This window comes from Pigmentiphaga daeguensis (genome assembly GCF_039523035.1).
GTDB lineage: Bacteria > Pseudomonadota > Gammaproteobacteria > Burkholderiales > Burkholderiaceae_B > Pigmentiphaga > Pigmentiphaga daeguensis.
The window spans coordinates 1-23,904 of the sequence record NZ_BAAAEN010000033.1; the positions used below are offsets into that span (position 1 = coordinate 1).

Here is a 23,904-nt window from a genome sequence, read left to right on the forward strand (position 1 = left end):
AGAGCAAGACGCCTATGCAGGCTATGAGTGGGTGGTATGATTCACACCCTCATTTGTTCCATCGGCGGCCTTATGATCGTCCGGGACTCGACATCTAGTGCTTCCTTGAGGATCGGCCAGCCGCCAATCGCCAGACCGATGACGCCGATCACGCTGATCGCCGGATAGGGTTCCCACCACTTGAACCAGACCGCAGCGGCAGCGACCGCGACAAGGCAGATACGCAGTGCCTCTTTCCAGTCGAAGGGATGCTCGTGATCGTGAGCCTCGTGCTCATGATCGTGATCGTGATCCTCGTGGCTCTGCTTGGTGAGCCTATCGTGCCCATGCGGCACATTATGCGGAGATGTATTCATCGTAGAGTCCTAAGAGGGTTTGCGCGCGACAGGCACGACTGGAATTCACTTCATGTAGCTGCGAAGAATCGCGATCAACTCGGCCGCGCCTTGCTCGCGCGTGCCGTCGCCGGGGTCTTGGGGGTTAGCGATGTGCGAGTGGATGTGCCCCTCGATCACTTCGCGCATCAAGCCGGTCAACGCACCCCGAGCCGCCACGATCTGGTGCAGGACGTCGGCGCATCCCAGTTCTGCTTCCAGGGCGCGCTCGATGCCCTCAAGCTGTCCCTTTATGCGACGGGCTCGGGCGAGAAGCTTCGGCTTTTCCTTGACGGTGTGACTCATGGTGTCGAGACTTTAGTTAGCATAGGGGGGTATGGTATTCTAGACGCGACCTTTTAACAAGGACGGGCACCAGGCGCCCGGAAAGACGAGGTACCCATGCGTTCTTGCTTTTCAAACCCCCTACCACGGTGGTTCATCGCCCTGCTGATTGCGATGAGCCTGCATGGTCTCGCCGCAGCCGCCCCGGCCGATGATGAGAAGGCACAAACCGTCGTCCACATGCTTGACTACGTTGGCGTGGACTACCCCGAGTTCGTGCAGGACGGCAAGGTTCTCAACGCCGAGGAATATGCGGAGCAACAGGAGTTCGCAACACAGATCGCGACGCTACTTGATCAGTTGCCCGCTGTGACCGAACAGCCTGCGCTGCTGCGGCAAGCTCGCGAGCTGATTGAGCGCATCGGGGCTAAGGCACCAGGCAGCGAGGTCGCTGCCCTAGCCGCGCGACTGCGCGCCGGGGTGATCCAGGCTTGGCAGCTCAGCGTGGCGCCACGACAAGCACCCGACTTGACGCGGGGCGCGAGGCTGTTTGCCCAGCAGTGCACCACATGCCACGGCGCGCAGGGCCGCGGAGATGGGCCATTGGCCAAGGACATGCTCCCTCCGCCCAGCAACTTCCACGACGAGGCGCGCATGCGTCAGCGGAGTCTCTATGGTCTGTACAACACGATCACGCTTGGCGTGGGTGGCACGCCGATGCGCGCCTTCAATGAATTTTCCGAAGCCGACCGTTGGGCGTTGGCCTTCTTTGTGGGCGGCCTGCGAGCTAGCCCCGAGATCATCGCCCAAGGTGAGGCCGCATGGCGCCAAGGGCAAAGTCAGCAGGCGTTCGATGCCCTGTCCACCCTGGTCACGAAGACGCCCAGCGAACAGGGAAAGGCCGGCTCGTCGCTGGACGCTGTACGCGCTTACCTGACCCATCAACCACAGGCACTACAGTTAGCCGCGCCGGCGCCCCTGGCGGTCTCGCGCACCAAACTCGACGAGGCTGCGAAGGCGTATGCGCGCGGCGACCGAGAATATGCGCGGCGGCTTGCAATCGCCGCTTATCTCGAAGGCTTTGAGCTTGTCGAATCGGCGCTTGACACCGTGAACGCTCCTCTGCGCGGCGAGGTGGAGCGGGAAATGATGACGTTGCGCGCTGCCATCGGAGACGGCCAGCCGCCCGAGGCCGTGGCTGCCCAGGTCGAAAAGACCAAGGCACTCCTCGACCGCGCCGACGACGCGCTCTCCGGCAGTGGTTTGTCGTGGTCGACAGCGTTCGTGAGTTCTCTCTTGATTCTGGTACGCGAGGGGTTAGAAGCGATCCTTGTGCTGGCGGCCATCATCGCCTTAGTCGTGAAGACCGGACGGCGCGATGCCTTGCCGTATATCCACGCGGGCTGGATTGGGGCAGTGGCACTTGCGGCTGTCACCTGGAGTGTGGCGCGCTATGTGATAAGCATCTCGGGAGCGAATCGAGAACTCACCGAGGGCATCACGGCGCTGCTGGCAGCGGCAATGCTGTTGTACGTGGGATGGTGGTTGCATAGCAGATCGAACGCACAGGCCTGGAATCGCTTCATCCGCGAGCAGGTCGATGTGGCGCTCAACAAACGAACGCTATGGGCGATGGCCGGTATCTCCTTCCTTGCGGTGTACCGCGAGTTGTTTGAGGTAATCCTGTTCTACGAGACATTGTGGGTCCAGGCGGGAGCTGAAAGCCACGGCGCGGTGTTGTGGGGCGTCGCAGGAGCCACGCTTCTTTTAGTGCTGATTGGCGGGGCCATCCTGCGCTACAGCGTGCGCTTGCCAATCGGGCCGTTTTTTGCGGCGACTTCCGCTTTTCTCGCTTTGCTGGCAGTCGTATTCGTGGGCAACGGCGTCGCAGCTCTACAGGAAGCCGGCATGCTTGACTCAACTTCCGTTCGATTTTTTTCACTGCCGCTATTGGGCATCTATCCGACAGCGCAGGGCCTAGCGCTACAGGTGCTGACATTGATCTTGATCGCGGGTGGCTTGTGGTTCAACCGAACAAGGCAGAACTCTTGAACAGATGCCGCTTCGACCCTTGAACGCGGGAGACGCTATGAAGCTAAATTACACGGGCTTCCTAATACGTTGGGGTCGAGTCCTTTCTCAAGTTATGCCGTCCTAATGCGACCAACACAATATGACCAGCAAATTGCGCCTCGACATTCCCTTGGTACTGCCGCAGATCGCGGATGCGCAGGACGCCATCGTTCGACGCCTGATCGACGACCTGCAGGGCCGTGAAGGCATCGACAAGGTGCATGTACGAACGGCGCAAGACGATGCGCCGGCGCAGTTGTGTATCCACCATGATCCCGAGTTGCTGCCTCTGGGCCGCATCCGCGAGATCGTGCAGGCAGCAGGTGCGCAGATCACAGAACGCTTCGCGCACGTGCTATGGCAGACCGAGGGCATCGGCCATGCGCGGCGCGCCAGGACGGTAACCGAGCTGCTGCGCGGGTTGCCGGGCGTGCTGGATGCAGAGGCCAGCGCGATGGGATTGGTTCACGTGGATTTCGACCGCCAGGCGGTCACGGAGCAGGCCCTCCTCAAGTCGCTTTCGGGTGCAGGGGTGAAGCGGCTTGAAGATTCGACAACGCCGACGTCTGCGGTGCACGGCGAGCCGGGGCATCGTCACGAGCCGGGCGAGAAAGGCGAACATGGGCATGTGCATGGACAGGGAGGTCTGTTCGGCGCCAATACCGAAATGATTTTCGCGTTGGCCTGCGGTACGTTGCTGGGCGTTGGCGTGGCGATCGACAAGCTGATGACGGGCATGCCCGGCTGGCTGCCGCTGGCCTGTTTCGTTCTGGCGTATTTCTTCGGCGGCTTCTACACGTTGCGCGAGGCGATCGACAACCTCAAGCTCAGGCGCTTCGAGATCGACACGCTGATGCTGGTGGCTGCCGCCGGCGCCGCAGCGCTAGGTTCCTGGGCCGAAGGCGCGCTGCTGCTGTTCCTCTTCAGCCTGGGTCATGCGCTGGAACACTATGCGATGGGCAGGGCCAAGCGCGCCATCGAGGCCCTGGCCGAGCTGGCGCCGGACACCGCGACGGTACGTCGTGACGGTCAGACAAAAGAGATTCCCGTCGAGGAACTGGTTGTCGGCGACATCGTCCTGGTTCGGCCCAACCAGCGCCTGTCAGCCGATGGCTTCATCGTGCAGGGCACCTCGGCCATCAACCAGGCTCCGGTCACCGGTGAGAGCATGCCGGTCGACAAACGCCCGGTCGAGGATGCCGCAAAGGCGCGCGCCCGACCCGACAGCGTGGATGCGGCGTCGCGCGTCTTCGCCGGCACCATCAATGGCGCGGGGGGCATCGAGGTGGAGGTGACGCGCCGCTCCAGCGAATCCGCCTTGGCGCGGGTCGTGAAGATGGTCAGCGAGGCGGAGACACGCAAGTCACCCACACAGCGTTTCACGGACAAGTTCGAGCGCATCTTCGTGCCAGCCGTGCTGGGGCTGGCCTTTCTGCTGCTGTTCGCCTGGGTTGTGGTCGATGAGCCGTTCCGCGACAGCTTCTACCGCGCCATGGCCGTGCTGGTGGCGGCCAGCCCCTGTGCGCTGGCGATTGCCACGCCCAGCGCGGTGCTTTCAGGTATCGCCCGGGCCGCGCGAGGCGGCGTGCTCATCAAGGGCGGCGCGCCACTGGAGGAGTTGGGCTCCCTCGATGCGATGGCCTTTGACAAAACCGGCACGCTGACCGAGGGCAAGCCCCGCATCACGGATGTGGTGACGGTCGATGGCACGAGCGAGGAAGAATTGCTGTCCGTGGCGGTGGCGGTCGAGTCGCTCAGCGACCACCCCCTGGCCGCCGCCATTGCGCGGGATGGGCGCGAGCGCCTGGGTGCAACGCAGCCATCGGATGCCGACGGCCTGCAGAACCTGATCGGCCGCGGCGTTACCGCCAAGCTGCAGGGCGAGACAGTGTGGATTGGCAAGGTGGAGATGTTCGGCACCGAAGGCGTTCCTGCGCTGGGAGCCGCTGCCCAGACTGCGATCGAGCGTCTGCGCGAAAGCGGCCGCACGACCATGGTGGTGCGGCGCGGTGACCGCGACCTGGGCGCCATCGGGCTGCTGGACACGCCGCGCGCTGGCGCGAAGGAGGCCCTGCAGCAACTGCGCGACCTGGGCATCCGCCGCATGATCATGATCTCTGGCGACCACAAGAAGGTCGCCGAGGCGATCGCTGGCGAGGTCGGCTTGGACGAGGCCTGGGGCGACCTGATGCCCGAGGACAAGGTCGAGGCGATCCGCAAACTGCGGCAGACAACGAAGGTGGCGATGGTCGGCGACGGGGTCAATGACGCTCCGGCGATGGCCAACGCAACGGTAGGCGTCGCGATGGGCGCCGCCGGTTCGGATGTCGCGCTGGAAACCGCCGATGTGGCGCTGATGGCCGACGATCTCAAGCACCTGCCGTTTGCGGTGGGACTGAGCCGGCATACACGCTCGGTGATCCGCCAGAACGTGTTCGTCAGCCTGGGCATCGTGGCGCTGCTGGTGCCGGCCACGATTTTGGGGCTGGGCATCGGCCCGGCCGTGGCCGTGCACGAAGGGTCCACCCTGCTGGTGGTGTTCAATGCGCTGCGGCTGCTCGCCTATCGCAATCCTGTCAAGAACTCGGCGGCATGAACGCCTGTACTGCGTGAAGCGTGATGTACGGTGAATTTGCCGCAGAAACCTGCTTGGAGCATCGCCTTGTGGCCGATAAGCAGCGTGTGGCCGGCATCTACCGGCGCGTCGTCAGGCTGGCCAACGGGCGCTGCGCGATGCTCGACGACGGAATGGGATTCTCGCTTGCGCCGTGGAAGCCAGTGATCGAGCAGCGTCCAGGACAGCACCTTGCCGCGACCGCGTGTGGCAGAGGGGTGCCCAGAGAAATCGAGAGGCCGCGCGGACTGGTCATGGGCCAACACATCGTCTGCCGGCTGTGGCTCCAGCAGGATACAATAAACCGATTGACGGTCGGTTTTTTGTACAGCATACTGCTAAATTCGAGTCAAAGCTCGGAGTTGACTACCTTGACCAATCACAGCGCACCAACGCTTGGCGATCTGGAAATCGCCGTGCTTGAAGACATCTGGCGTTTCGGCCCATCCGATACCAAGGCGGTGTACGCACGCATTGGACAGTCGCGCTCGATTTCCTTGAACACGGTGCAATCTACGCTGGAACGTCTATTTCGGAAGACCATGCTTCGGCGTGAAAAGATCAGTCATGCTTATGAATATTCAGCGCGAGTTTCGCGCCAGGAATTAATCCACAAGCTGGTCGAATCCACGGTGCGCCGTGTTGCAGGCCCGCAGCCGGATGTATTGCTGCGTGCCTTTGTCGATCTTGCTGCAAGAGCGGATGATGATCAGCTCAAGAGGCTTGAGGAGTTGATTGCCCGCCGGCGTGCTGAATTGGATCAGACGTGATGACGAGTTATGGCCCACTACTTCAGTTTGCATTGCTGTCCGGCTTTGTGCTGGCGGTGACGCTTACCCTGCTGATTGGAGCCTGTGAGCACCCGCTGCGTCGTGCGTTATCTGGGAGGACTCCTTCTCAGCGAGCACGGATATCTTGGTGGGCGCTGGTAACTCCGGCATTGGCGGGCATCGCCTACGTGCTTATGGCCCTTGCAATGCCGTCAATGTTTGAAGGTTCGGCTCGATTTGCCGCTGCCTGTTCTGCGCACGCTGACACGCTTCTGCATCTGTGCGTTTCGCAACCGAGCGGCAACAGTCAGAGTGCGTGGCTATGGGGGGCATTGGCGTTGCTGGTGGGATATGCCGCCTGGCTGGCGACACGGGCCGCAGCGGGGCTTTGGCGCGCTCGGCGAACTCTTGCCTCGCTGGTGCGTCTTAGCAGGCGTCCGGGACATCCTGAGAGACTTCGCGTACTTGATGTCGATCGGCCTATGGCGCTCGCCTGCGGCATCGGGCATGGCCACATCCTGCTTTCGACCTTATTGATGCGGCAACTTGACCCAACACAGTTGCGCGTGGTGCTAGCTCACGAACAGGCACACATCACCAATCGCGATGTTCTGCTTCGTTTAGTCGCTGCCGTATTGTCTAGCATCCAACTGCCAAGCACCCGTCGCCGATTGTTGCGTGATCTAGAACTCGCTTTGGAACAACGTTGCGATTTTGCTGCTGCGAATGAAGTGGGGTGTCGCGTCGCCGTGGCCGAAACTATCGTCGCGATGGAGAAGATATATCGGCAGCACGCCAGGGAACAGGCGCCATTCACGATGGCGTTCTTTTCCGATTTTGTTCCTGAGCGCGTCGAAGCACTGCTGTCGCCTAAGCAGTCGTCTGTCTCATATTTAGGGTTGATGCTAGGTATTCTTGTTCTAGCGTTTTGCAGCCTATCTGTAGGCTGGCTGCATTCTGCGACCGAATCTTTCATCACCATGATGCCCAGGTAAGTTCATATGCGTGTGTTCTGTGTTTTTTTAGGCGAAAAACCGATCAATGATCGGTTTTTTGATGATTCCGCCCGACGTGCGAGGACGGTCATCGCGCGGAATCGTTTGCTCGTCACCTGCCCTCGTGGGAGTTTTCATGAATTTGATTGGTTTAACGGCCTTGGTGGTCGTTGGAACCCGCGATCCATTCACCCTACCCGTCAAACCTCTTTGGCTGAAAGAGGCCGTCTCCCGTGCTCCTCGGCGTCATTTGCATGGCCGACACGTCACGGGGGGCGCGTGAGGTCACTCCCATGAAGCAGTCAAGACCCTGTTCGCTAGTTGCAGCGGCGCGTTGGAATTTTCGCGGAGTATTTATCGGAGCATCTATGTCTTACCAATCTTCACTTTGGACGCGCACGCTCTGCGCTTTCGCAATCGCGCTCTCTCTCCCATCGGCGGCCTTGGCCGCCGACGAGTTCGCCGTTTCAGCCGCGCAAATGCAAGCCTTGGGCGTACAGCTACAACGCCTAGAAAAGCCTGCATCCATTCCGGGTATGACTTACCCAGCCCGCGTCGTGCTGCCTCCCTCGCAGGAGTACGTCGTCAGCGCACCGCTAGCCGGCGTCGTTGATCAATTGCTCGTCGGTCAGAACGAAGCCGTGAAGCCTGGCCAAGCTCTGTTGCGCTTGGTGAGCCCCGAATTGGGTGAACAGCAGCTCAAGCTGATGGAGGCAGCTTCGCGCAACCGGCTGGCGCAGAGGACGCTGCAGCGTGAGAAGCAATTGGCCGCAGAAGGCATCGTGCCGGATCGCCGGGCACAGGACGCGGAGACCGCCGCAGCGGAGGATCGAGCCAGACTACGCCAAGCGGAAGCCGCCTTGCGGCTGGCAGGTCTGGATGCGGCTTCCATTCGCCGCGTCGCCGAAGGCGGCGCCATGCAGGATGCGCTGGTCATCCGGGCACGCGCCGGGGGCACCGTGACCGACATCGGTATTAAAACCGGCCAGCGCGTCCAACAGTCCGATCCCCTGGTGCGTGTCGCCGACACAAGCAAGCTGTGGCTCGACATCCAGTTGCCTGTGGAGCGACAGTCGCAGGTGACGGCTCGCGGCGGCCAGGTGAACGTCGTTGGTCGAGATACGAGTGCCGTCACGACGAGCCTGGGCACCACTGTCAGTGAAAGCCAGACCGTCACACTACGCGCGGACGTCACGCGCGGTGCGCCGTTGCTGCGGCCCGGCGAGTTCGTACAGGTGCAAGTGGCGTTTGCCGGTGGTGGGGAAGGCTGGCCTGTGCCGGTCGCTGCCGTGGCGCGGCAGGGCGACAAGGCCTATGTATTCGTGCGAACCGAAACGGGCTTCTTGGCCACGCCGGTGGAGGTGCTGGACAGCGCCGGCCAGGCCCTGCGCGTCAAGGGCACGCTGCGTCCCGGCCAGCAGATCGCCATCACCTCCGTGATCGGCCTCAAGGCGGCTTGGCTCGGCAAGGGCGGGGGCAACTGACATGCTGACGCGCCTCGTTCAATTCGCGCTCGCGCAGCGCCTGTTCGTCCTGCTGGCCAGCGTGTTGCTCGCCGGTGCGGGCTGGTATGCCTTCCGCAACCTGCCCATTGATGCGTTCCCCGACGTTTCCAGCACCCAGGTCAAAATCATCATGAAGGCCCCGGGCATGACGCCCGAGGAGATCGAAACCCGAATCGCGGTGCCGATCGAAGTGGAGATGCTGGGCATCCCCAACCAGCGCATCCTGCGCTCGATGTCCAAGTACGGCATCGTCGATATCACGGTCGACTTCCAGGACGGCACCGACATCTACTGGGCGCGCCAGCAGGTGGCCGAGCGTCTGTCCAACATCAGCGCCGATCTGCCGACAGGCGTCAGCGGCGGCATGGCGCCGATCACGACACCGCTCGGCGAGATGTTCATGTTCACCGTCGAGTCGCCGGAGATGACGTTGGAGGACCGCCGCAGTCTGCTCGATTGGGTGATCCGGCCCGCCCTGCGTTCGGTGCCAGGCGTGGCCGATGTCAACGCGCTGGGCGGAAAGGTGCGAACTTTCGAGGTCGTTCCCGATCCGGTGAAGCTGGCCGCGGTGGGCCTGTCCACGGCGCAGTTGCGGTCCGCCATCGAGGCCAACAACCGCAACGACGGCGCCGGCCGTTTGGGTGAAGGCGACGAGGTACTGCTGGTGCGTACCGAAGGCAGCATCAAGACCATGGACGACGTGCGCGCCATCGTCGTGAAGGCCGAGGGCGGCGCAAGCGTGCGCATCACGGACATCGCCCAGGTACGCGAGGGATACCTCACGCGCTATGGCGTGGTGACGCAAAGCGGCCGAGGCGAGGCCGTGCAGGGCCTGGTGCTCGGACTGGCTGGTGCCAATGCGCAGAAGGTCGTGCAAGGCGTGACGCAGAAGCTGGAAGAACTCAAGCCCACCCTACCGAAGGGCGTCGAGATCAACGTCTTCTACAACCGCGCCAAACTGGTCGAGACGGCGGTCGGCACGGTGTCAAAGGCGCTGCTGGAGGCGACCGTACTGGTGCTGGTCCTGCTGGGCGCATTCCTCGGCAACCTGCGGGCAGCGGTGACAGTGGCCGTGGTGCTGCCGCTGTCGGCGCTGGCCACCTTCATCCTGATGCGCTGGTATGGCATGTCGGCCAACCTGATGAGCCTTGGGGGTTTGGCCATCGCGCTGGGCATGCTGGTCGACGGCGCGGTGGTGGTGGTCGAGAACATCGTCCAGCACATGGCCCATGACGGCAAGGACAAGCTGCCTCGCCAGCACATGGTGTTCCGCGCGGTGCGCGAAGTGGCCGTGCCGGTGGCCGCGGGCATCCTGATCATCGCCGTCGTGTTCCTGCCGTTGATGACACTGCAAGGGCTCGAAGGCAAGTTCTTCGTGCCAGTGGCGATGACCATCGTGTTCGCGCTGGCCAGCTCGCTCGTGCTGTCCCTCACCATCATCCCGGTGCTGTCGTCCTTCCTGTTCAAGAAGGTGAAGCACGACGACCCGTGGCTGCCCCGCCAGGCACTGCGGCTGTATGCGCCGATCCTGCGCTTCGCGTTGGGCCGGCAAAAGCTCGTCTTTGTCGTGGCCGGCGTCATGCTGGCGGCCGCGGTAGGCGTCTATACCCTGGTCGGCAAGACCTTCATGCCAGCGATGGACGAGGGAGACCTGATCGTGGGCATCGAGAAGCTGCCATCGGTGAGCCTGGAGCAAACGGCCGAACTCGACCTGAAGATCCATCAAGCGTTGATGAAGGGCATACCCGAGATCACTGGCATCGTGGCGCGCGCCGGCGCCGACGAGATCGGGCTAGACCCGATGAGCCTGAACCAGACCGATACCTATCTCGTGCTGAAGCCTCGCAACGAGTGGGCCCCCGGGGGAAAGCCGGCATTGGAAGATCGGATTCGCGCGGTACTCGACGAACTCCCGGGCGTCGGCTACAGCTTCACCCAGCCGATCGACATGCGCGTGTCCGAGATGATCATCGGCGTGCGTGGTGACATCGCGATCAAGATCTTCGGGCCGGACCTGTCGACGCTCAATGACCTCGCCGCCCAGGTCGAGAAGCTGATGAAGGAAGTGCCGGGCAACCAGGACGTCTATACCGTTCAGAACGACGGCGTGCAGTACCTGCGTGTCATCGTCGATCGCCTCGCAGCGGGTCGCTACGGCCTGTCGGTCGAGGATGTGCAAGACGCGCTGCGCGTGCAGATCGAAGGCCAGCGTGCAGGCACGGTGATCGATGGCAATCGGCGCATCCCCGTCGTGGTACGTGGCCAGGACATCGTGAAGGTATCGCCCGCGGAGTTCGCGGCAGTGCGCATTACGACATCCAATGGGCAAAGCGTCGCGTTGGGCCAGCTCGCCCAACTGGAGCGCCAAGGCGGTCCTGTGAAGATCGACCGCGAGATGGGCAGCCGCTACAGCGTAGTGATCGCCAATGTCACCGGGCGCGATTTGGTCGGCTTCGTCGAGGAGGCCAAGGCCAAGGTCGCCCAGGCAGTCACGCTGCCCACCGGGTACCGCATTGCCTGGGGCGGTCAGTTCGAGAATCAGCAGCGTGCGGCAGCGCGTCTTTCGCTCGTCGTGCCGCTGTCGATCGGCTTCATCTTCATCATCCTGTTCTCCACCTTCGGCTCGGTCCGACAAGCGCTGCTGGTCCTGAGCAACATTCCATTTGCGCTGGTCGGCGGCATCGTGGCGCTTTGGCTCACGGGCGAGTACCTCTCGGTGCCGGCCTCGGTAGGTTTCATCGCGCTACTGGGCATCGCCGTGCTCAATGGCGTGGTGCTGGTGAGCTATTTCAACCAGTTGCACGCCGAAGGCTTGTCGCTCGTCGATTGCGTGACACAGGGAGCACACAGGCGTCTGCGCCCGGTGTTGATGACCGCATCAATCACCGCATTCGGACTCATCCCATTGCTGTTCGCCACCGGCCCCGGCTCGGAGGTCCAGCGGCCACTGGCCATCGTCGTGATCGGCGGCCTGATCACGGCGACCGCGCTGACGCTGATCCTGCTACCCATCCTGTACCTGCGATTCGCGCACGCCAAGTCGGCGGCGCCCATGGAGGCGCACCATGCCTAAGTCCTGCTTGACCCTGCTTCTCGATCCACAGATCGAGGAAAAGTTGCTCGACTTGCTGCTCGATGTCGCGGGTGACGAACTCTTTGTCAGCACGCCGACGTTCAGCCACGGCACAGCCTACGGGCGGCTATCGAACGAAGAAAAAGTGATGGGGCGCAGCCACGCGGTCCAAGTGCAGATCCTAGTCACCGACGGGAAGCAGGAAGAAATCCTGCAATTGCTGCAAGAACGTTTTGCCGGCACCGGGTTGCGCTATTGGGCAGCGCCGCTGTCGATCGATGGAGAGATTGCATGAAGTCTTGGATCACGATGACCCTGGGATGGGCGCTGGTGTTGCCCCTGCAGGCGTTTGCGCAGCCCGTCATTCCGTCCGACCTACCTCCTGCCGAACTTGCGCGTGCGGCCATTGAGCAGGAGCCTTCTGTCGTGAAGGCTCGGCATGCGCTCGAAGCAGCAGGCCATGCAGGGCGCAGGATCGCTGCATCGCCCTACGAGTGGTCTGTAGGGATCGACAGTCAGAGACGCCGCTATGACACAGGTGGCAATTCAAACGAATGGACCGCCAGGATCGAGCGACCGATACGAATTGGCGGCAAGGCCGAACTCGATCAGGGCCTAGGCGACACGACCGAACGAATAGCCCGCGCCGAGTTAGCGCAAACACGACATGAAGCGGCGCGTACATTGGCTGACTTGTGGATCGACTGGCTGGCAGCTATTCAGGCGCGAGAGTTGGCTAAGGAACAACTCGACTTCGCCGAATCGAGCGCGTCGGCGGTTGCCGGGCGCCGCAGGGCCGGCGATGCGTCGCTTCTTGATCTCAACGCTGCGCAAGCGGATGCGGCCGAGGCACGCCGACAGTTTGACACCACGCAGGCACAGGAAACCAAGGCGATCCTTCGCCTGCGCTCACGCTTTCCGTCTTTGGTGATGGAGCCACAGTCCTTGAGTGAACCTGTGGAACTAGACCTGGACGAAGCGCAATGGCGCGAACGAGTCCTGGCCGGGAGCGACACGCTGCGGACGATGCAGGAATCGCTGAAGCGGGCCGAACTGACGGCCGATCGGGCACGGGCCGATCGAATTCCTGACCCCACCGTTGGCCTTTTCACAGCCTCGGAGGCTCGTCGCAGCGAACGCATCGTAGGCATCAGCGTGAGCATCCCGCTCGGCGGGACCTATCGCAAGGAAACCATGTTGGAGGCGCTCAAGCAGGCGGACGTGGCGCGGGCCGAACTGGAGCGCCAGCGAAAGGAAATCGACCTGGCGACTGCGGAAACCATCAACGATGCCCGCACTGCACTGCGGCGGTGGAGGTTAGCCGAACAGTCCGCACAAATGGCCCGCGAGAACGCAAGGCTCGGCCAGCGTGGCTACAGCCTCGGCGAAGGGGATCTGCAATCGCTGCTGCTGCTGCGTCGGCAATCCGTTGACGCCGCCGGGGCATCGCTTTCATCCCGCGTCGAAGCGTTGAAGGCGCGCAATCGGCTGCTGATCGACGCTCACTTGATTCTTGGGCTGGCCGACGAATAAAGCTGCGTCGCTGCACACCCATATCACTGGCGCAACTCCCCGACGATGCCAAGACGGCACGCCAGCGTGCGCACGTCGATTTTCGTCACCCTGATCGCACGAGCGCGGCGAATGAAAAGCCACTTTCTGCGCTCATCAAAGGATTTTTTGGAGTTTATTAAAGGTATGAGATTCATCCACGAAAGATTTACGGCAGCAATGCCAAGTCGCCTTCCCTCAACCTGGCCACGGATTCTCCTATTTCTAATAGCAGCGCTTCTCCTCATGTTCGCAAGTGCGAATCAGGCGCTAGCCCATGCCGTTGCCGAAGGTGACAAGGGCTACATCCAAGAAATATCTGGCGTCAATCTGATCCCTTTCATGTATTTAGGGGCGAAGCACATGGCGACGGGATACGACCACATCCTGTTCCTGCTCGGCGTGATCTTCTTTCTGTACCGACTGAAGCATATCGGCCTGTATGTGACGCTATTTGCCATCGGCCACTCAACCACGATGCTGCTTGGCGTGTATTTCAACGTCGGGATCAACAGCTACATCATCGACGCGATCATCGGCTTCTCAGTTGTTTACAAGGCGCTCGACAACATCGGCGCGTTTCAAAGATGGCTAGGCTTTCAGCCCAACACGAAGGTTGCAACCGTCGTATTCGGACTATTTCACGGCTTTGGGCTGTCCACCAAGATCATCGAATACAACATTTCACCTGACGGCCTGATTCCCAACCTGCTGGCGTTCAATGTCGGCGTTGAAATCGGGCAGTTGCTTGCGCTCGGCACGATCCTGATCGCAATGAGCTACTGGCGTCGGACGGCGAGCTTCTGGCGCCATGCGTACACCGCAAACGTGGCAATGATGTGTGCCGGATTCGTTTTGATCGGCTACCAGATCACCGGCTACTTCGTTTCCTAACTGCACACGGAGAAAACTCTATGTACAACGTATCCAAGCCAACCCTTGACGCCCTGCCAACATCGAAACAGTTGATACGCTCGACGATTATTGCGCTCGTTGCGGCCATCGCAATTCTGGTCGCCGTCGTCCTTCCCTCCGAATACGCAATCGACCCGACAAGAATTGGTCGTGCTCTCGGGCTGACGGAAATGGGGGAAATCAAGACACAGTTGGCCAAAGAAGCTGCTGCGGACGCCGCCATGGATGCAGCCAAGACCGCTGCCACGAGTACAGGAAATGCAAGCGCAGCCACGCTGGCACAGGTGCAAGGTGCCGCCCAGGTGACGAACGATTCTGCGTGGCGCGATGAGGTGCGCGTCCTACTCAAACCCGGCCAGGGGGCCGAAGTGAAGCTAAGCATGAAGGCTGGTGAGAAGGCCGAATTCAGTTGGATCACCGAAGGCGGTGTAGTGAACGTTGATACCCACGGCGATGGCGGTGGACAGTCCATAAGCTACGAGAAAGGCCGCGCCGTGCCCGCAGGTGACGGCGTGATCCAGGCTGCCTTTAGTGGCAATCACGGCTGGTTCTGGCGAAACCGCGGGGATGTCGATGTGACTGTGGTTGTTCGCACTCGCGGCCAATACGTGGAAATGAAGCGCGTCTTGTAGTTCGCCGGAAAGACAGGGGCGAATGCCCTATGCACTCCGGCCCTCCTGCTGTGCCAAACGCGCACTAGGAAGCCGAAGTTTCCGCCCTGCCACGAGGCCGGGCCCTACCTATGGAGATAGTGAAATGAATGTTCGTCCGCTCTTGATTGCCTTCCTGGCCAGCACATCGCTTGCTTCACCGCTTGCGATGGCCCATCCCGGCGCGCATAACGACGATGAAAAGGCCATGCCGAAGACCTGCGAGCAATTGGCAGATACGAAGCGGTACATCAGCGACGTGGCTTACCCCGAAGTAAAGAAGCTGAAAGAGCAATGCGATGCCGCCACGAAGAAGAAGCCGGCTGCAACGCCGGCACCGGCAACCCGTCAATCGTCCGGCGGCAAGAACTGATTGCTCAAGGTTGTGGCCGTAGCCCTGCGAGCTGCGGCCACTGCCTTGTTGGATTGGCCCCTAGTTTGGCGCTCGTTTGCATGCTCGGTGCTACTAATACTCAGAACTTTCCTGGGTGACAGATCATGGCTCTGCCATTAACCGAGGAGCGGGTTCTACCCGGCAGCGCTCGCATTGAACCTGCGCGGCAGATTGGAGCGCACAAGGAGACATGTTTAATGGAGCTGCGACATCTACGTTGCTTCGTAGCCTTGGCTGAGGAGCTGCATTTCACACGAGCTGCCGAGCGACTACATATCGAACAACCACCTCTTTCCCGAGCCATCAAAGAACTGGAGGACGAATTGGGGGTCTTGCTCTTCGATAGAGACCGCAGAGGTACCCGGCTGACCGCAGCAGGTACTGCGTTCTTGCAAGACACTCGCCGACTATTCACCGTGTTGGAACAAGCACGAGAGAATGCCAAGGCTGTTGCAGCGGGCTCGCGAGGTAGCCTGCGCATCGCAGTATCCGATGGCGCAATTGATCCCTGGCTGTCGGATTTTCTCGCCAGTTGTCGCGCTGAAGAGCCAGACGTTGAGATTCGCTTGTCCGAAGTGCCGTTGGCCGAGCAGTTGCGCGGTCTGCGTGCCGGCGACTTCACCATCGGGTTCGCGCACACGGCCGAAGTCGGCGACGACATTGTTGCCGAGCCGATCTGGCAAGACCCGTTGGTGATCGCCGTACCTGTCAGACATGAGCTGCTTGTCCACAAGGCAGTCCCACTCCATGAACTCGGAGGCCACCCACTTGTACTGTGCGATCCACAGGTGTGCGAAGGCTACTGTCGTGAACTAGCTCGGCTTCTACGGCTTCTAGAACGTGAACCGAATGTGGTCGAGCACGTATCCTCGCTGGAGATGATGCTTACCCTGGTCAGCGCGGGCTTTGGTGTCGGCTTCACGACAGCGACCAGGGTTGCTATCAGTCCACGACCAGATGTGCTGACTCGCCCGCTAGCGGTGGATTCAGCAGTAATCACAACCTATCTGCTCCGACTCGGTGGCGGCGACATGCCGGCTTCGCTGGAGCGATTCATCGTTCGTCTGCATGATCTCGTCCGGTTACGCGACAGTCTGAGTAGCTGACAGCTCGGTCACCCTCAAGAATCTGTGCTGCTGCCGGTGCCAAGGTTGCGCTCCGTTGCAGACATCAGTTCAGCGGCGCTTATTCCGAGCGCCGTGGCAATTTTTAAGATGAGAGGAAGCGTGGGCACGTGCTCCCCGCGCTCGATCTTGCCCATGTGCGAACGCGAGATGCCTGCTCTAGATGCAAACTCGTCTTGAGCGACACCTTGAGCGACGCGCGCAGCGCGCACAGCCTGCCCGAAGGCCAACGCTGGCTCGGATTCATATGTCGATGTGCCAATGGGGCGGCCTGGCTGAATAGTGGGCTTCTGCATTAGCAGAAGCGTCGAACAATCTACCCAAATTAACCACGTTAATGTTATAGACGTTAAAGTTCTCTCTTAACTATCATGTCGGCTTGCTCTCGACCTGCTTTGCCGCTTTGGGGCACCCATGTACAACACCACCAGCCGGCTCTCCCATCTCAGGCTTGCCATAGCGCCAGGCGTGCCATCGTCAAAGCTCTCGGCACTGCTGGCGCTGCAACGCGCGGAAGAACCCGATGTCACCCTCGCATTCTTTGAGGTTTCGGGCAACGACCTGCGCACGGGGCTACATAACGGTCGCTACGACGCAGGGGTATCGCTTCAGGCGTCGGGCGACACGACCCTTAAGACCCAGCCGTTGTGGGTTGAGTGCATGGCCGTCGCCATGCCGCTACGGTTCCCGTTGCTTGACCAGGCAACGCTCACGATTGCCGATCTGCTGAACTACCCCATGTATCGCTGGCAGGCGGAAATGTGCTCCAAGCTCGACGAGCGACTTTCCACCCTCCCGCCTATAGGTCGGCAAAACATCCGGTACGTGACTTCGTTTGCCCTATTGGCCACATGGGTCGCGGCCGGCTATGGCGTCGGGGTATCCGCGCAATCGCGCATCGAGCATGCCCATCGCTGGGGGCTCGCGATGCGGCCGATCATCGATGGCCCTTACGAGATCGTGACGCACTTGCAGCGACCCCAGGAGCAAGCCAGTTCCGTTGTAGAGCGGTTCGAACGTAGAGCGCTGCAAGTTGCCAGGGCAAGTGCTGCATAGTGGCCGCCCCCTCTGGCCGGGGTGACAACCCCGGCCAGAGGTTGCAGTCCACGGGTCAGGCCCCCTCAAGCACTACTGCGCTATCCACCAACCGACGGACGCTCAGCCGCACATCCTCGGGGATGGGCCGCGTGGCAACGGCTTCGGGCACATCCTCATGGCGCTGCCAGTCGCCCATGAGGACCCGGATGATCGCGGGCACGTTGGTCGGCGTGACCACATCAATGGCCGCACGATCCCCCAGGTCAGGGTGCGGCTGCGTCAGCATGCGGTACAGGTCCCACGAATCCGCGTGCGGGCACTGGTTCATGAGTACCTGGGCCAGCTTGTGCTTGAGCGGCACCAGTTGCCAGTCGGGAACCCGCTGCCCCCGGTTGCCCAGGCTGATGGACAACAGCTTGCCGGCTTTCAGCTCGCGGTTGATCTGATCCTTGGACTTCCCGGCCAGCTTGCCGAACAGCGGGACCGGCAGATTGTTCGGCGACTCATAGATGGCCAGCATTTCCTCGCGCTCGCGCTGGATGGCGGACACTTCCGGCTCCGGGGCATGCACCGGAGGTGGCGGCACCTGCGACAGCCGCTGGAACGTGATTCCACCGCTGTTCGGGGTCACGACGATAGGCGTGGCCACCACGGGCGGCACACCAGGGACAGCGGACTCGGCCACCGTGGGGACCGCGCCCACCACTTCCTCCACTTCCGCCATCGCCGGCACCCCGTCGATACGGATGGTCAGGTGCGCGCTCGCGGCTTCCACTTCGCCCTGTTCGAGCAAGTCGAGGCGATCGGCCCAGTCCTGCATCATCCGGCGGCGCGGCTCCACGTACTTGGCGTGGTTGTAGGCCGAGCTGACCTTGTTCGGATCGGAGTGCGAAAGCTGCGCGTCCACCCAAATCTTCGGGTAGCCGATCTCGTTGAGCGCGGTCGAGATGGTGCCGCGAATGCCGTGACCGGTCAGGCGCCCCTCATACCCCATGAGCTGCACGGCCTTGTTGAGGGTGTTCTCGCTGATGCGCTTCTTGAGTTCGCTGCGATGCGACAGCAGGTACTTCTGCGCCGGACGCATCACGCCCAGGAGATAGCGCACGATCTCGATGGCCTGCAGGGACAGGGGCACGATGTAGGGCGGCACGTCCTGCGGCCGCTTGCCGGCCTTGCGCATTTCGTCCTGGAGCTGCTTGACGACCTGCGGCGGGATGATCCACAAGCCGCGGTCGAGGTCGAATTGCTCAGGCTCGGCCAGCCGCAACTCGCCCGTGCGCACCCCCGTCAGGAACAGCAGCCGGACGCCAAGCTGGGTCTGCCAGCCCCGGGGGTTGTAGAGCCGGAGCTTCTGAAGGAACTCGGGCAGCTCGGGCAGGTGCAGATAGGGGTTGTGGGCCACCGGGGGCTTGGGCTCGGCCACCACGTCCAGGTCCGCGGCCGGGTTGACTTCCAGCCCCTCGGCAATGACCAAGGCGTAGCGGAACATCTGGTTGAACCAGGTGCGGACCTTCTCGGCGGTGGTGAACGCCTTGCGCTTCTCGATCGCCGCCACGACGCCTACGAGCTGGGGCCGACGAATGTCGTAGATCGACATCTTCCCCAGGGTGGGCAGCACGTCCTTGTTGAAGATGCGCAGGATCTGCGAAAGCGTGCTTTGACGGCCTTCCTTGAGTTCCTTGCGGCGATGCTCGACCCAGGCATCGAAGACGTTCTTGAAGGTGTATTCGCCTGCCAGCCTGGCCGCGTGCCGCCGCTGATCCCGCTCGACCTGGGGATCAATCCCCCTGGCGAGCAGGGCTTGGGCCTTGTCCCGCTCGGCGCGGGCCTCGCGCAGGCTGAGGGCGGGATAGCCGCCCAGGGACATGCGCTTTTGCTTGCCCAGCCAGTAGTAGCGGAAGATCCACGACTTGCCGCCTGCGGCAGAGACCATCAGGCCCAGGCAGTCGTTGTCGGAGAGGGTGTAGCGCTTGCCGGTGGTCCTTGCCTGCCGGACGGTCAGATCAGAGAGTGCCATTTCGAGGCTCCTAAGTTATGACTTAGGCTCTATGCTCGTCATGGTTCCCGCTCAGCCCCAGCAACTATCCGGTAGCCGTCCCACCCGTATTCTTGTGCCTCAATTGGTCACTCAAAAACGGTAGCTGTGGGTGGATTTCCGTGGCGCTCGCTGGAATGAAAAAAGGGGCCGAAGCCCCTCTTTTCAACGACTTACAGACGTCAGTGGAAGTCTGTAGATCATAACTTGGAGCGGGAAACGAGTCTCGAACTCGCGACCTCAACCTTGGCAAGGTTGCGCTCTACCAACTGAGCTATTCCCGCATTGGCGCTGCAATGTCGTGCAGCGAGAAAAGAACTATAGCAAATAAAAAATTATCGTGTCAAATCACCCCGGTATGACCACTCGCCGCGAACCCTAAGAAAAACGCCGCACCGGCGATCCGGTGCGGCGCTCGAGGCAAGGCGATTACTGCAGGGTGCGGGTGAAGACGAAGCGTCCTTCGCTCCAGTCCACCGGCACCACGTCCTTCGGGCCGAACTTGCCCTCCAGGATCAGCTTGGCCACGGGGTTCTCGATCTCCTGCTGGATCGCGCGCTTCAACGGCCGCGCGCCGAACACGGGATCGAAGCCGGCACGCGCGATCTGGGCGATGGCCTCGTCCGAGACCTCCAGCCGCATGTCCATCTTCGCCAGCCGCTCGCCCAGGCGCTGCAACTGCACCCGCGCGATGGACTCGATGTGCTTGGCATCCAGCCCGTGGAACACCACGACCTCGTCGATCCGGTTCAGGAACTCCGGACGGAAGTGCTGCTTGATCTCGTCCCAGACCACGGCCTTGATGACGTCGTACTGCTGTCCGGCCATGGCCTGGATCTGTTGCGAGGCCAGGTTGGACGTCATGACGATGACCGTATTGCGGAAGTCGACCGTGCGCCCCTGCCCGTCGGTCAGCCGCCCGTCGTCCAGCACCTGCAGCAGCACGTTGAAGACGTCCGGGTGGGCCTTCTCGATCTCGTCGAGCAGGATCACGCTGTACGGCTTGCGCCGCACGGCCTCGGTCAGGTAGCCGCCCTCTTCATAGCCGACGTATCCCGGCGGCGCGCCGATCAGGCGGGCCACCGAGTGCTTCTCCATGAACTCGCTCATGTCGATGCGCACCATGTGGTCGTCGGCGTCGAACAGGAATCCGGCCAGCGCCTTGGTCAGCTCGGTCTTGCCCACGCCGGTCGGCCCCAGGAACAGGAACGAGCCGTAGGGCCGCTGCGGATCGGACAGGCCGGCGCGCGAACGGCGGATGGCGTCGGACACGAGACGCACGGCCTCGTCCTGGCCGATCACGCGCTCGTGCAGCTTCTCTTCCATGTGCAGCAGCTTGGCGCGTTCGCCCTGCAGCATCTTGGAGACGGGAATGCCCGTCGCGCGCGAGACGACCTCGGCGATTTCCTCGGCGCCGACTTCCGTGCGCAAGAGCTTGGGCTTGTCCGCCTCGATCGCCTTCTCGTTGCCCTCCGCGGACTTCAGGCGGGCCTCCAGCTCGGGCAGCTTGCCGTATTGCAATTCGGCCAGCTTGTCGAACTGGCCCTTGCGCTGCAGCTCGCTCATCTCGGCGCGCACTTTCTCGATCTCTTCCTTGATCGATTGGGCGCCCTGGACGGCGGCCTTCTCGGCCTTCCAGACTTCCTCGTAGTCGTTGTACTCGCGCTCGAGCTTGCCCAGCTCTTCCTCGAGCAGTTGCAGCCGGCGCTGCGAAGCCTCGTCGGTTTCCTTCTTGACCGCCTCGCGCTCGATCTTGAGCTGGATCATGCGGCGGTCGAGCTTGTCCATGACCTCCGGCTTGGAATCGATTTCCATGCGGATGCGCGCCGCCGCCTCGTCGATGAGGTCGATGGCCTTGTCCGGCAGGAAGCGATCGGTGATGTAGCGATTGGACAGCTCGGCCGCGGCGACGATGGCCGGGTCGGTGATGTCCACGCCGTGGTGCAGCTCATAGCGCTCCTGCAAGCCCCGCAGGATGGCGATGGTGGCCTCCACCGAGGGCTCGCCCACCAGCACTTTCTGGAAGCGGCGCTCGAGCGCGGCGTCCTTCTCGATGTACTTGCGGTACTCGTCCAGCGTGGTCGCGCCTATGCAGTGCAGTTCGCCGCGCGCCAGCGCCGGCTTGAGCATGTTGCCGGCATCCATGGCGCCCTCGGCCTTGCCCGCGCCGACCATGGTGTGGAGCTCGTCGATGAAGACGATGTTCTTGCCCTCGTCCTGGGCAAGCTCCTTGAGCACGGCCTTCAGCCGTTCCTCGAACTCGCCGCGGAACTTGGCGCCGGCCAGGAGGCCCGCCATGTCGAGCGACAGCACCCGCTTGCCCTTCAGGGACTCGGGCACCTCGTCGTTGACGATGCGCTGGGCCAGGCCCTCGACGATGGCGGTCTTGCCCACGCCGGGCTCGCCGATCAGCACGGGGTTGTTCTTGGTGCGGCGCTGCAGGATCTGGATGGTGCGGCGGATCTCGTCGTCGCGGCCGATGACGGGGTCGAGCTTGCCCTGGCGGGCCCGCTCGGTCAGGTCCAGGGTGTATTTCTTCAGGGACTCGCGATTGCTTTCGCCTTCCTGCGAATCGACCGGCGCGCCGCCGCGCACGGCGTCGATGGCGGTCTCGAGCGCCTTGCGCTGCAGCCCGGCCTCGCGCAGCAGGCGGCCGGCCTCGCCCTTGTCGTCGGCCAGGGCCAGCAGGAAGAGCTCGCTGGCGATATAGGTGTCGCCGCGGTTGGCCGCTTCCTTGTCGACCTTGTTGAACAGGGACTGGAGATCGCGGCTGATCTGGATGTTGGCATCGCTGCCCTGAACCTGCGACAGGCGGCCGATGGCGGCATTGACCTCGGGGGTCAGCTTGCTGACGGCCACGCCCGCGCGCGCCAGCAGGCTGCCCGCGCCGCTTTCGGCATCGGCCAGCAGCGCCGCCAGGACGTGCAGGGGTTCTATGTAGGGGTTGTCGTTGCGCGCAGCCAGGCTCTGCGCGTCTGCCAGGGCCTGCTGGAACTTGGTGGTGAGTCGGTCGATTCGCATTGTTTTCACGCCAATAAGTGGGGGCCGCGGGCCCGGATACTCTGGATGTGAGGTCGATTCGAACGGTTTCAATCCCCCTACATTGCGCAGGGGGATAGAAGGTTATACCACCCCGAAGACTACCCCCGCAGCCGGTCCAGCGCCTCGTCCAGCCTGTCCACTGCCCAGACCTCCATGCCCTCGATGGGCTGGCGCGGGGCGTTGGCCTTGGGAATCAGCGCCACGCTGAAGCCGAGCTTGGCCGCTTCGCGCAGGCGTTCCTGGCCGCGCGGCGCGGGCCGGATCTCGCCGGCCAGGCCCACTTCCCCGAAGGCCACCAGGCCGCGCGGCAGGGGCCGGTTGCGCATGGAGGACACGATGGCCAGCAGCACCGGCAGGTCCGCCGCGGGTTCGGTGATGCGAACGCCGCCCACGGCATTGACGAAGACGTCCTGGTCGAAGGCCGCGGTGCCGGCGTGCCGGTGCAGCACCGCCAGCAGCATGGCCAGCCGGTTGCCTTCCAACCCGACCGACAGGCGGCGCGGATTGGGCGCATTGGCCGAATCCACCAGCGCCTGGATCTCGACCAGCAGCGGACGGCTGCCCTCCTGCGTGACCATGACGCACGAGCCGGACACCTGCTGCTGGTGCTGGGACAGGAACAGCGCCGACGGGTTGGCGACCCCCTTCAGCCCGCGGTCGGTCATGGCGAAGACGCCGAGTTCGTTGACCGCGCCGAAACGGTTCTTGAACGCGCGCACCAGCCGGAAGGACGAATGGGTGTCGCCTTCGAAGTACAGCACGGTGTCGACGATGTGCTCGAGCACCCTGGGCCCCGCCAGCGCGCCTTCCTTGGTGACGTGGCCGATCATGACGATGGTCACGCCGGTCTGCTTGGCCGTGCGGGTGAGCTGGGCCGCGCACTCGCGCACCTGGGCCACCGAGCCCGGCGCCGAGCTGAGCTGCTCGGAATACAGGGTCTGGATGGAGTCGATCACGGCGACTTCCGGCGCGGTTTCGGCCAGCGCCGCCTGGATGGCTTCCAGGCGTATCTCGGCCAGCAGGTCGACGTTGCCCGTATCCAGGCCCAGCCGGCGCGCCCGCAGCGCGACCTGGTCGCCGGACTCCTCGCCCGTCACGTACAGGACCCGGCGGCTGGCCGACAACGCCGCCAGCGCCTGCAGCAGCAGCGTCGACTTGCCTATGCCCGGATCGCCGCCGATCAGCACCACCGCGCCGGCCACCATGCCGCCGCCCAGCACGCGGTCGAATTCGTCGATGCCGGTGGGAAAGCGCGGCATTTCGCGCGCCTCGATATCGGCCAGCTTGCGCACCGGCGTGCTGGCCGCCAGCGGCGCGTAGCGGTGGCCGGCCGCGGCGCCGGCGCTGGCCGCCGCCACGGTTTCCTCCAGCGTGTTCCAGCCGCCGCAATGGGGGCACTTGCCCTGCCATTTGGGCGCGGTGCCGCCGCACTCGGTGCAGACATAGACGGTCTTGGCCTTGGCCAT

At 62.7% G+C, this 23,904-nt stretch carries 19 protein-coding genes, 1 tRNA gene and 1 pseudogene; 14 read left to right on the top strand and 7 right to left on the bottom strand.

All coding sequences use genetic code 11. From position 1 onward, the window contains the following. Positions 1-41: 41 nt before the first annotated feature. The gene (locus ABD104_RS26910; protein ID WP_343928563.1) at positions 42-356 is read right to left on the bottom strand and encodes a hypothetical protein; all 315 of its coding nucleotides are present in this window, start codon (positions 354-356) and stop codon (positions 42-44) included. A gap of 45 nt (positions 357-401) precedes the next feature. Beyond that, on the bottom strand, positions 402-680 hold the full coding sequence (locus ABD104_RS26915; protein WP_056930818.1) for a metal/formaldehyde-sensitive transcriptional repressor: 279 nt from the start codon (positions 678-680) through the stop codon (positions 402-404). Positions 681-776: 96 nt separating this feature from the next. Here ABD104_RS26915 and ABD104_RS26920 point away from each other — a divergent pair, with 96 nt between their 5' ends. The 13 genes and pseudogenes from ABD104_RS26920 (at position 777) to ABD104_RS26980 (ending at position 16,305) form a co-directional block, all read left to right on the top strand. Next, positions 777-2,711 (top strand): cytochrome c/FTR1 family iron permease, encoded by a 1,935-nt coding sequence (locus tag ABD104_RS26920; protein WP_056930819.1) that lies wholly within the window; start codon positions 777-779, stop codon positions 2,709-2,711. Between the two features lie 121 nt (positions 2,712-2,832). Continuing rightward, the gene (locus ABD104_RS26925) at positions 2,833-5,328 is read left to right on the top strand and encodes a heavy metal translocating P-type ATPase (RefSeq protein ID WP_056930820.1); all 2,496 of its coding nucleotides are present in this window, start codon (positions 2,833-2,835) and stop codon (positions 5,326-5,328) included. A gap of 32 nt (positions 5,329-5,360) precedes the next feature. Next, a pseudogene (locus ABD104_RS26930) lies at positions 5,361-5,594 on the top strand (DUF3363 domain-containing protein); the annotation flags it as partial. Positions 5,595-5,600: 6 nt separating this feature from the next. Beyond that, the gene (locus tag ABD104_RS26935) at positions 5,601-6,116 is read left to right on the top strand and encodes a BlaI/MecI/CopY family transcriptional regulator (RefSeq protein ID WP_225546739.1); all 516 of its coding nucleotides are present in this window, start codon (positions 5,601-5,603) and stop codon (positions 6,114-6,116) included. Further along, positions 6,116-7,111, top strand: a complete 996-nt coding sequence (locus tag ABD104_RS26940) for a M56 family metallopeptidase (RefSeq protein ID WP_343928562.1) — start codon at positions 6,116-6,118, stop codon at positions 7,109-7,111. The genes ABD104_RS26935 and ABD104_RS26940 overlap by 1 nt, the downstream gene beginning before the upstream one ends. 368 nt (positions 7,112-7,479) lie before the next feature. Continuing rightward, positions 7,480-8,595 carry an efflux RND transporter periplasmic adaptor subunit gene (locus ABD104_RS26945; protein WP_056930822.1) on the top strand — a complete coding sequence of 372 codons (1,116 nt, stop codon included), beginning with the start codon at positions 7,480-7,482 and terminating at the stop codon, positions 8,593-8,595. 1 nt (position 8,596) lies between these two features. Continuing rightward, positions 8,597-11,689 carry an efflux RND transporter permease subunit gene (locus ABD104_RS26950; protein WP_056930823.1) on the top strand — a complete coding sequence of 1,031 codons (3,093 nt, stop codon included), beginning with the start codon at positions 8,597-8,599 and terminating at the stop codon, positions 11,687-11,689. Continuing rightward, a complete protein-coding gene (locus ABD104_RS26955; RefSeq protein ID WP_056930824.1) occupies positions 11,682-11,984 on the top strand; it encodes a DUF3240 family protein in 303 nt (100 codons plus the stop codon). Before ABD104_RS26950 ends, ABD104_RS26955 begins: the two co-directional genes overlap by 8 nt. Next, positions 11,981-13,222, top strand: a complete 1,242-nt coding sequence (locus tag ABD104_RS26960; protein WP_082594921.1) for a TolC family protein — start codon at positions 11,981-11,983, stop codon at positions 13,220-13,222. The genes ABD104_RS26955 and ABD104_RS26960 overlap by 4 nt, the downstream gene beginning before the upstream one ends. 264 nt (positions 13,223-13,486) lie before the next feature. After that, positions 13,487-14,134: a HupE/UreJ family protein gene (locus tag ABD104_RS26965; protein WP_343928550.1), complete on the top strand. Its 648-nt coding sequence runs from the start codon at positions 13,487-13,489 to the stop codon at positions 14,132-14,134. A gap of 20 nt (positions 14,135-14,154) precedes the next feature. After that, complete coding sequence (locus ABD104_RS26970) at positions 14,155-14,787, top strand: hypothetical protein (protein WP_056930828.1); 633 nt, start codon at positions 14,155-14,157, stop codon at positions 14,785-14,787. Positions 14,788-14,911: 124 nt separating this feature from the next. After that, on the top strand, positions 14,912-15,178 hold the full coding sequence (locus ABD104_RS26975) for a hypothetical protein (RefSeq protein ID WP_082594922.1): 267 nt from the start codon (positions 14,912-14,914) through the stop codon (positions 15,176-15,178). A gap of 218 nt (positions 15,179-15,396) precedes the next feature. Then, positions 15,397-16,305 (top strand): LysR family transcriptional regulator, encoded by a 909-nt coding sequence (locus ABD104_RS26980; RefSeq protein WP_082594923.1) that lies wholly within the window; start codon positions 15,397-15,399, stop codon positions 16,303-16,305. Between the two features lie 14 nt (positions 16,306-16,319). On the opposite strand, the gene ABD104_RS26985 is transcribed toward ABD104_RS26980, so the two are convergent. After that, complete coding sequence (locus ABD104_RS26985; RefSeq protein ID WP_082594924.1) at positions 16,320-16,619, bottom strand: helix-turn-helix domain-containing protein; 300 nt, start codon at positions 16,617-16,619, stop codon at positions 16,320-16,322. A gap of 118 nt (positions 16,620-16,737) precedes the next feature. On the opposite strand from ABD104_RS26985, the gene ABD104_RS26990 reads away from it, so the two are divergent. Continuing rightward, the gene (locus ABD104_RS26990; RefSeq protein ID WP_056930830.1) at positions 16,738-17,379 is read left to right on the top strand and encodes a substrate-binding domain-containing protein; all 642 of its coding nucleotides are present in this window, start codon (positions 16,738-16,740) and stop codon (positions 17,377-17,379) included. A gap of 55 nt (positions 17,380-17,434) precedes the next feature. On the opposite strand, the gene ABD104_RS26995 is transcribed toward ABD104_RS26990, so the two are convergent. The 4 genes from ABD104_RS26995 to radA all read right to left on the bottom strand — a co-directional run bounded on the left by ABD104_RS26995 (position 17,435) and on the right by radA (position 23,904). Continuing rightward, positions 17,435-19,378 carry a tyrosine-type recombinase/integrase gene (locus ABD104_RS26995; protein ID WP_056930831.1) on the bottom strand — a complete coding sequence of 648 codons (1,944 nt, stop codon included), beginning with the start codon at positions 19,376-19,378 and terminating at the stop codon, positions 17,435-17,437. A 226-nt stretch (positions 19,379-19,604) separates the two neighbouring features. Next, positions 19,605-19,680, bottom strand: a tRNA-Gly gene (locus ABD104_RS27000). Positions 19,681-19,825: 145 nt separating this feature from the next. Continuing rightward, entirely contained in the window at positions 19,826-22,417 is a 2,592-nt protein-coding gene (clpB, locus tag ABD104_RS27005) for an ATP-dependent chaperone ClpB (RefSeq protein WP_087836992.1), read from the bottom strand. A 119-nt stretch (positions 22,418-22,536) separates the two neighbouring features. Then, positions 22,537-23,904 (bottom strand): DNA repair protein RadA, encoded by a 1,368-nt coding sequence (gene radA, locus ABD104_RS27010; RefSeq protein ID WP_087836991.1) that lies wholly within the window; start codon positions 23,902-23,904, stop codon positions 22,537-22,539.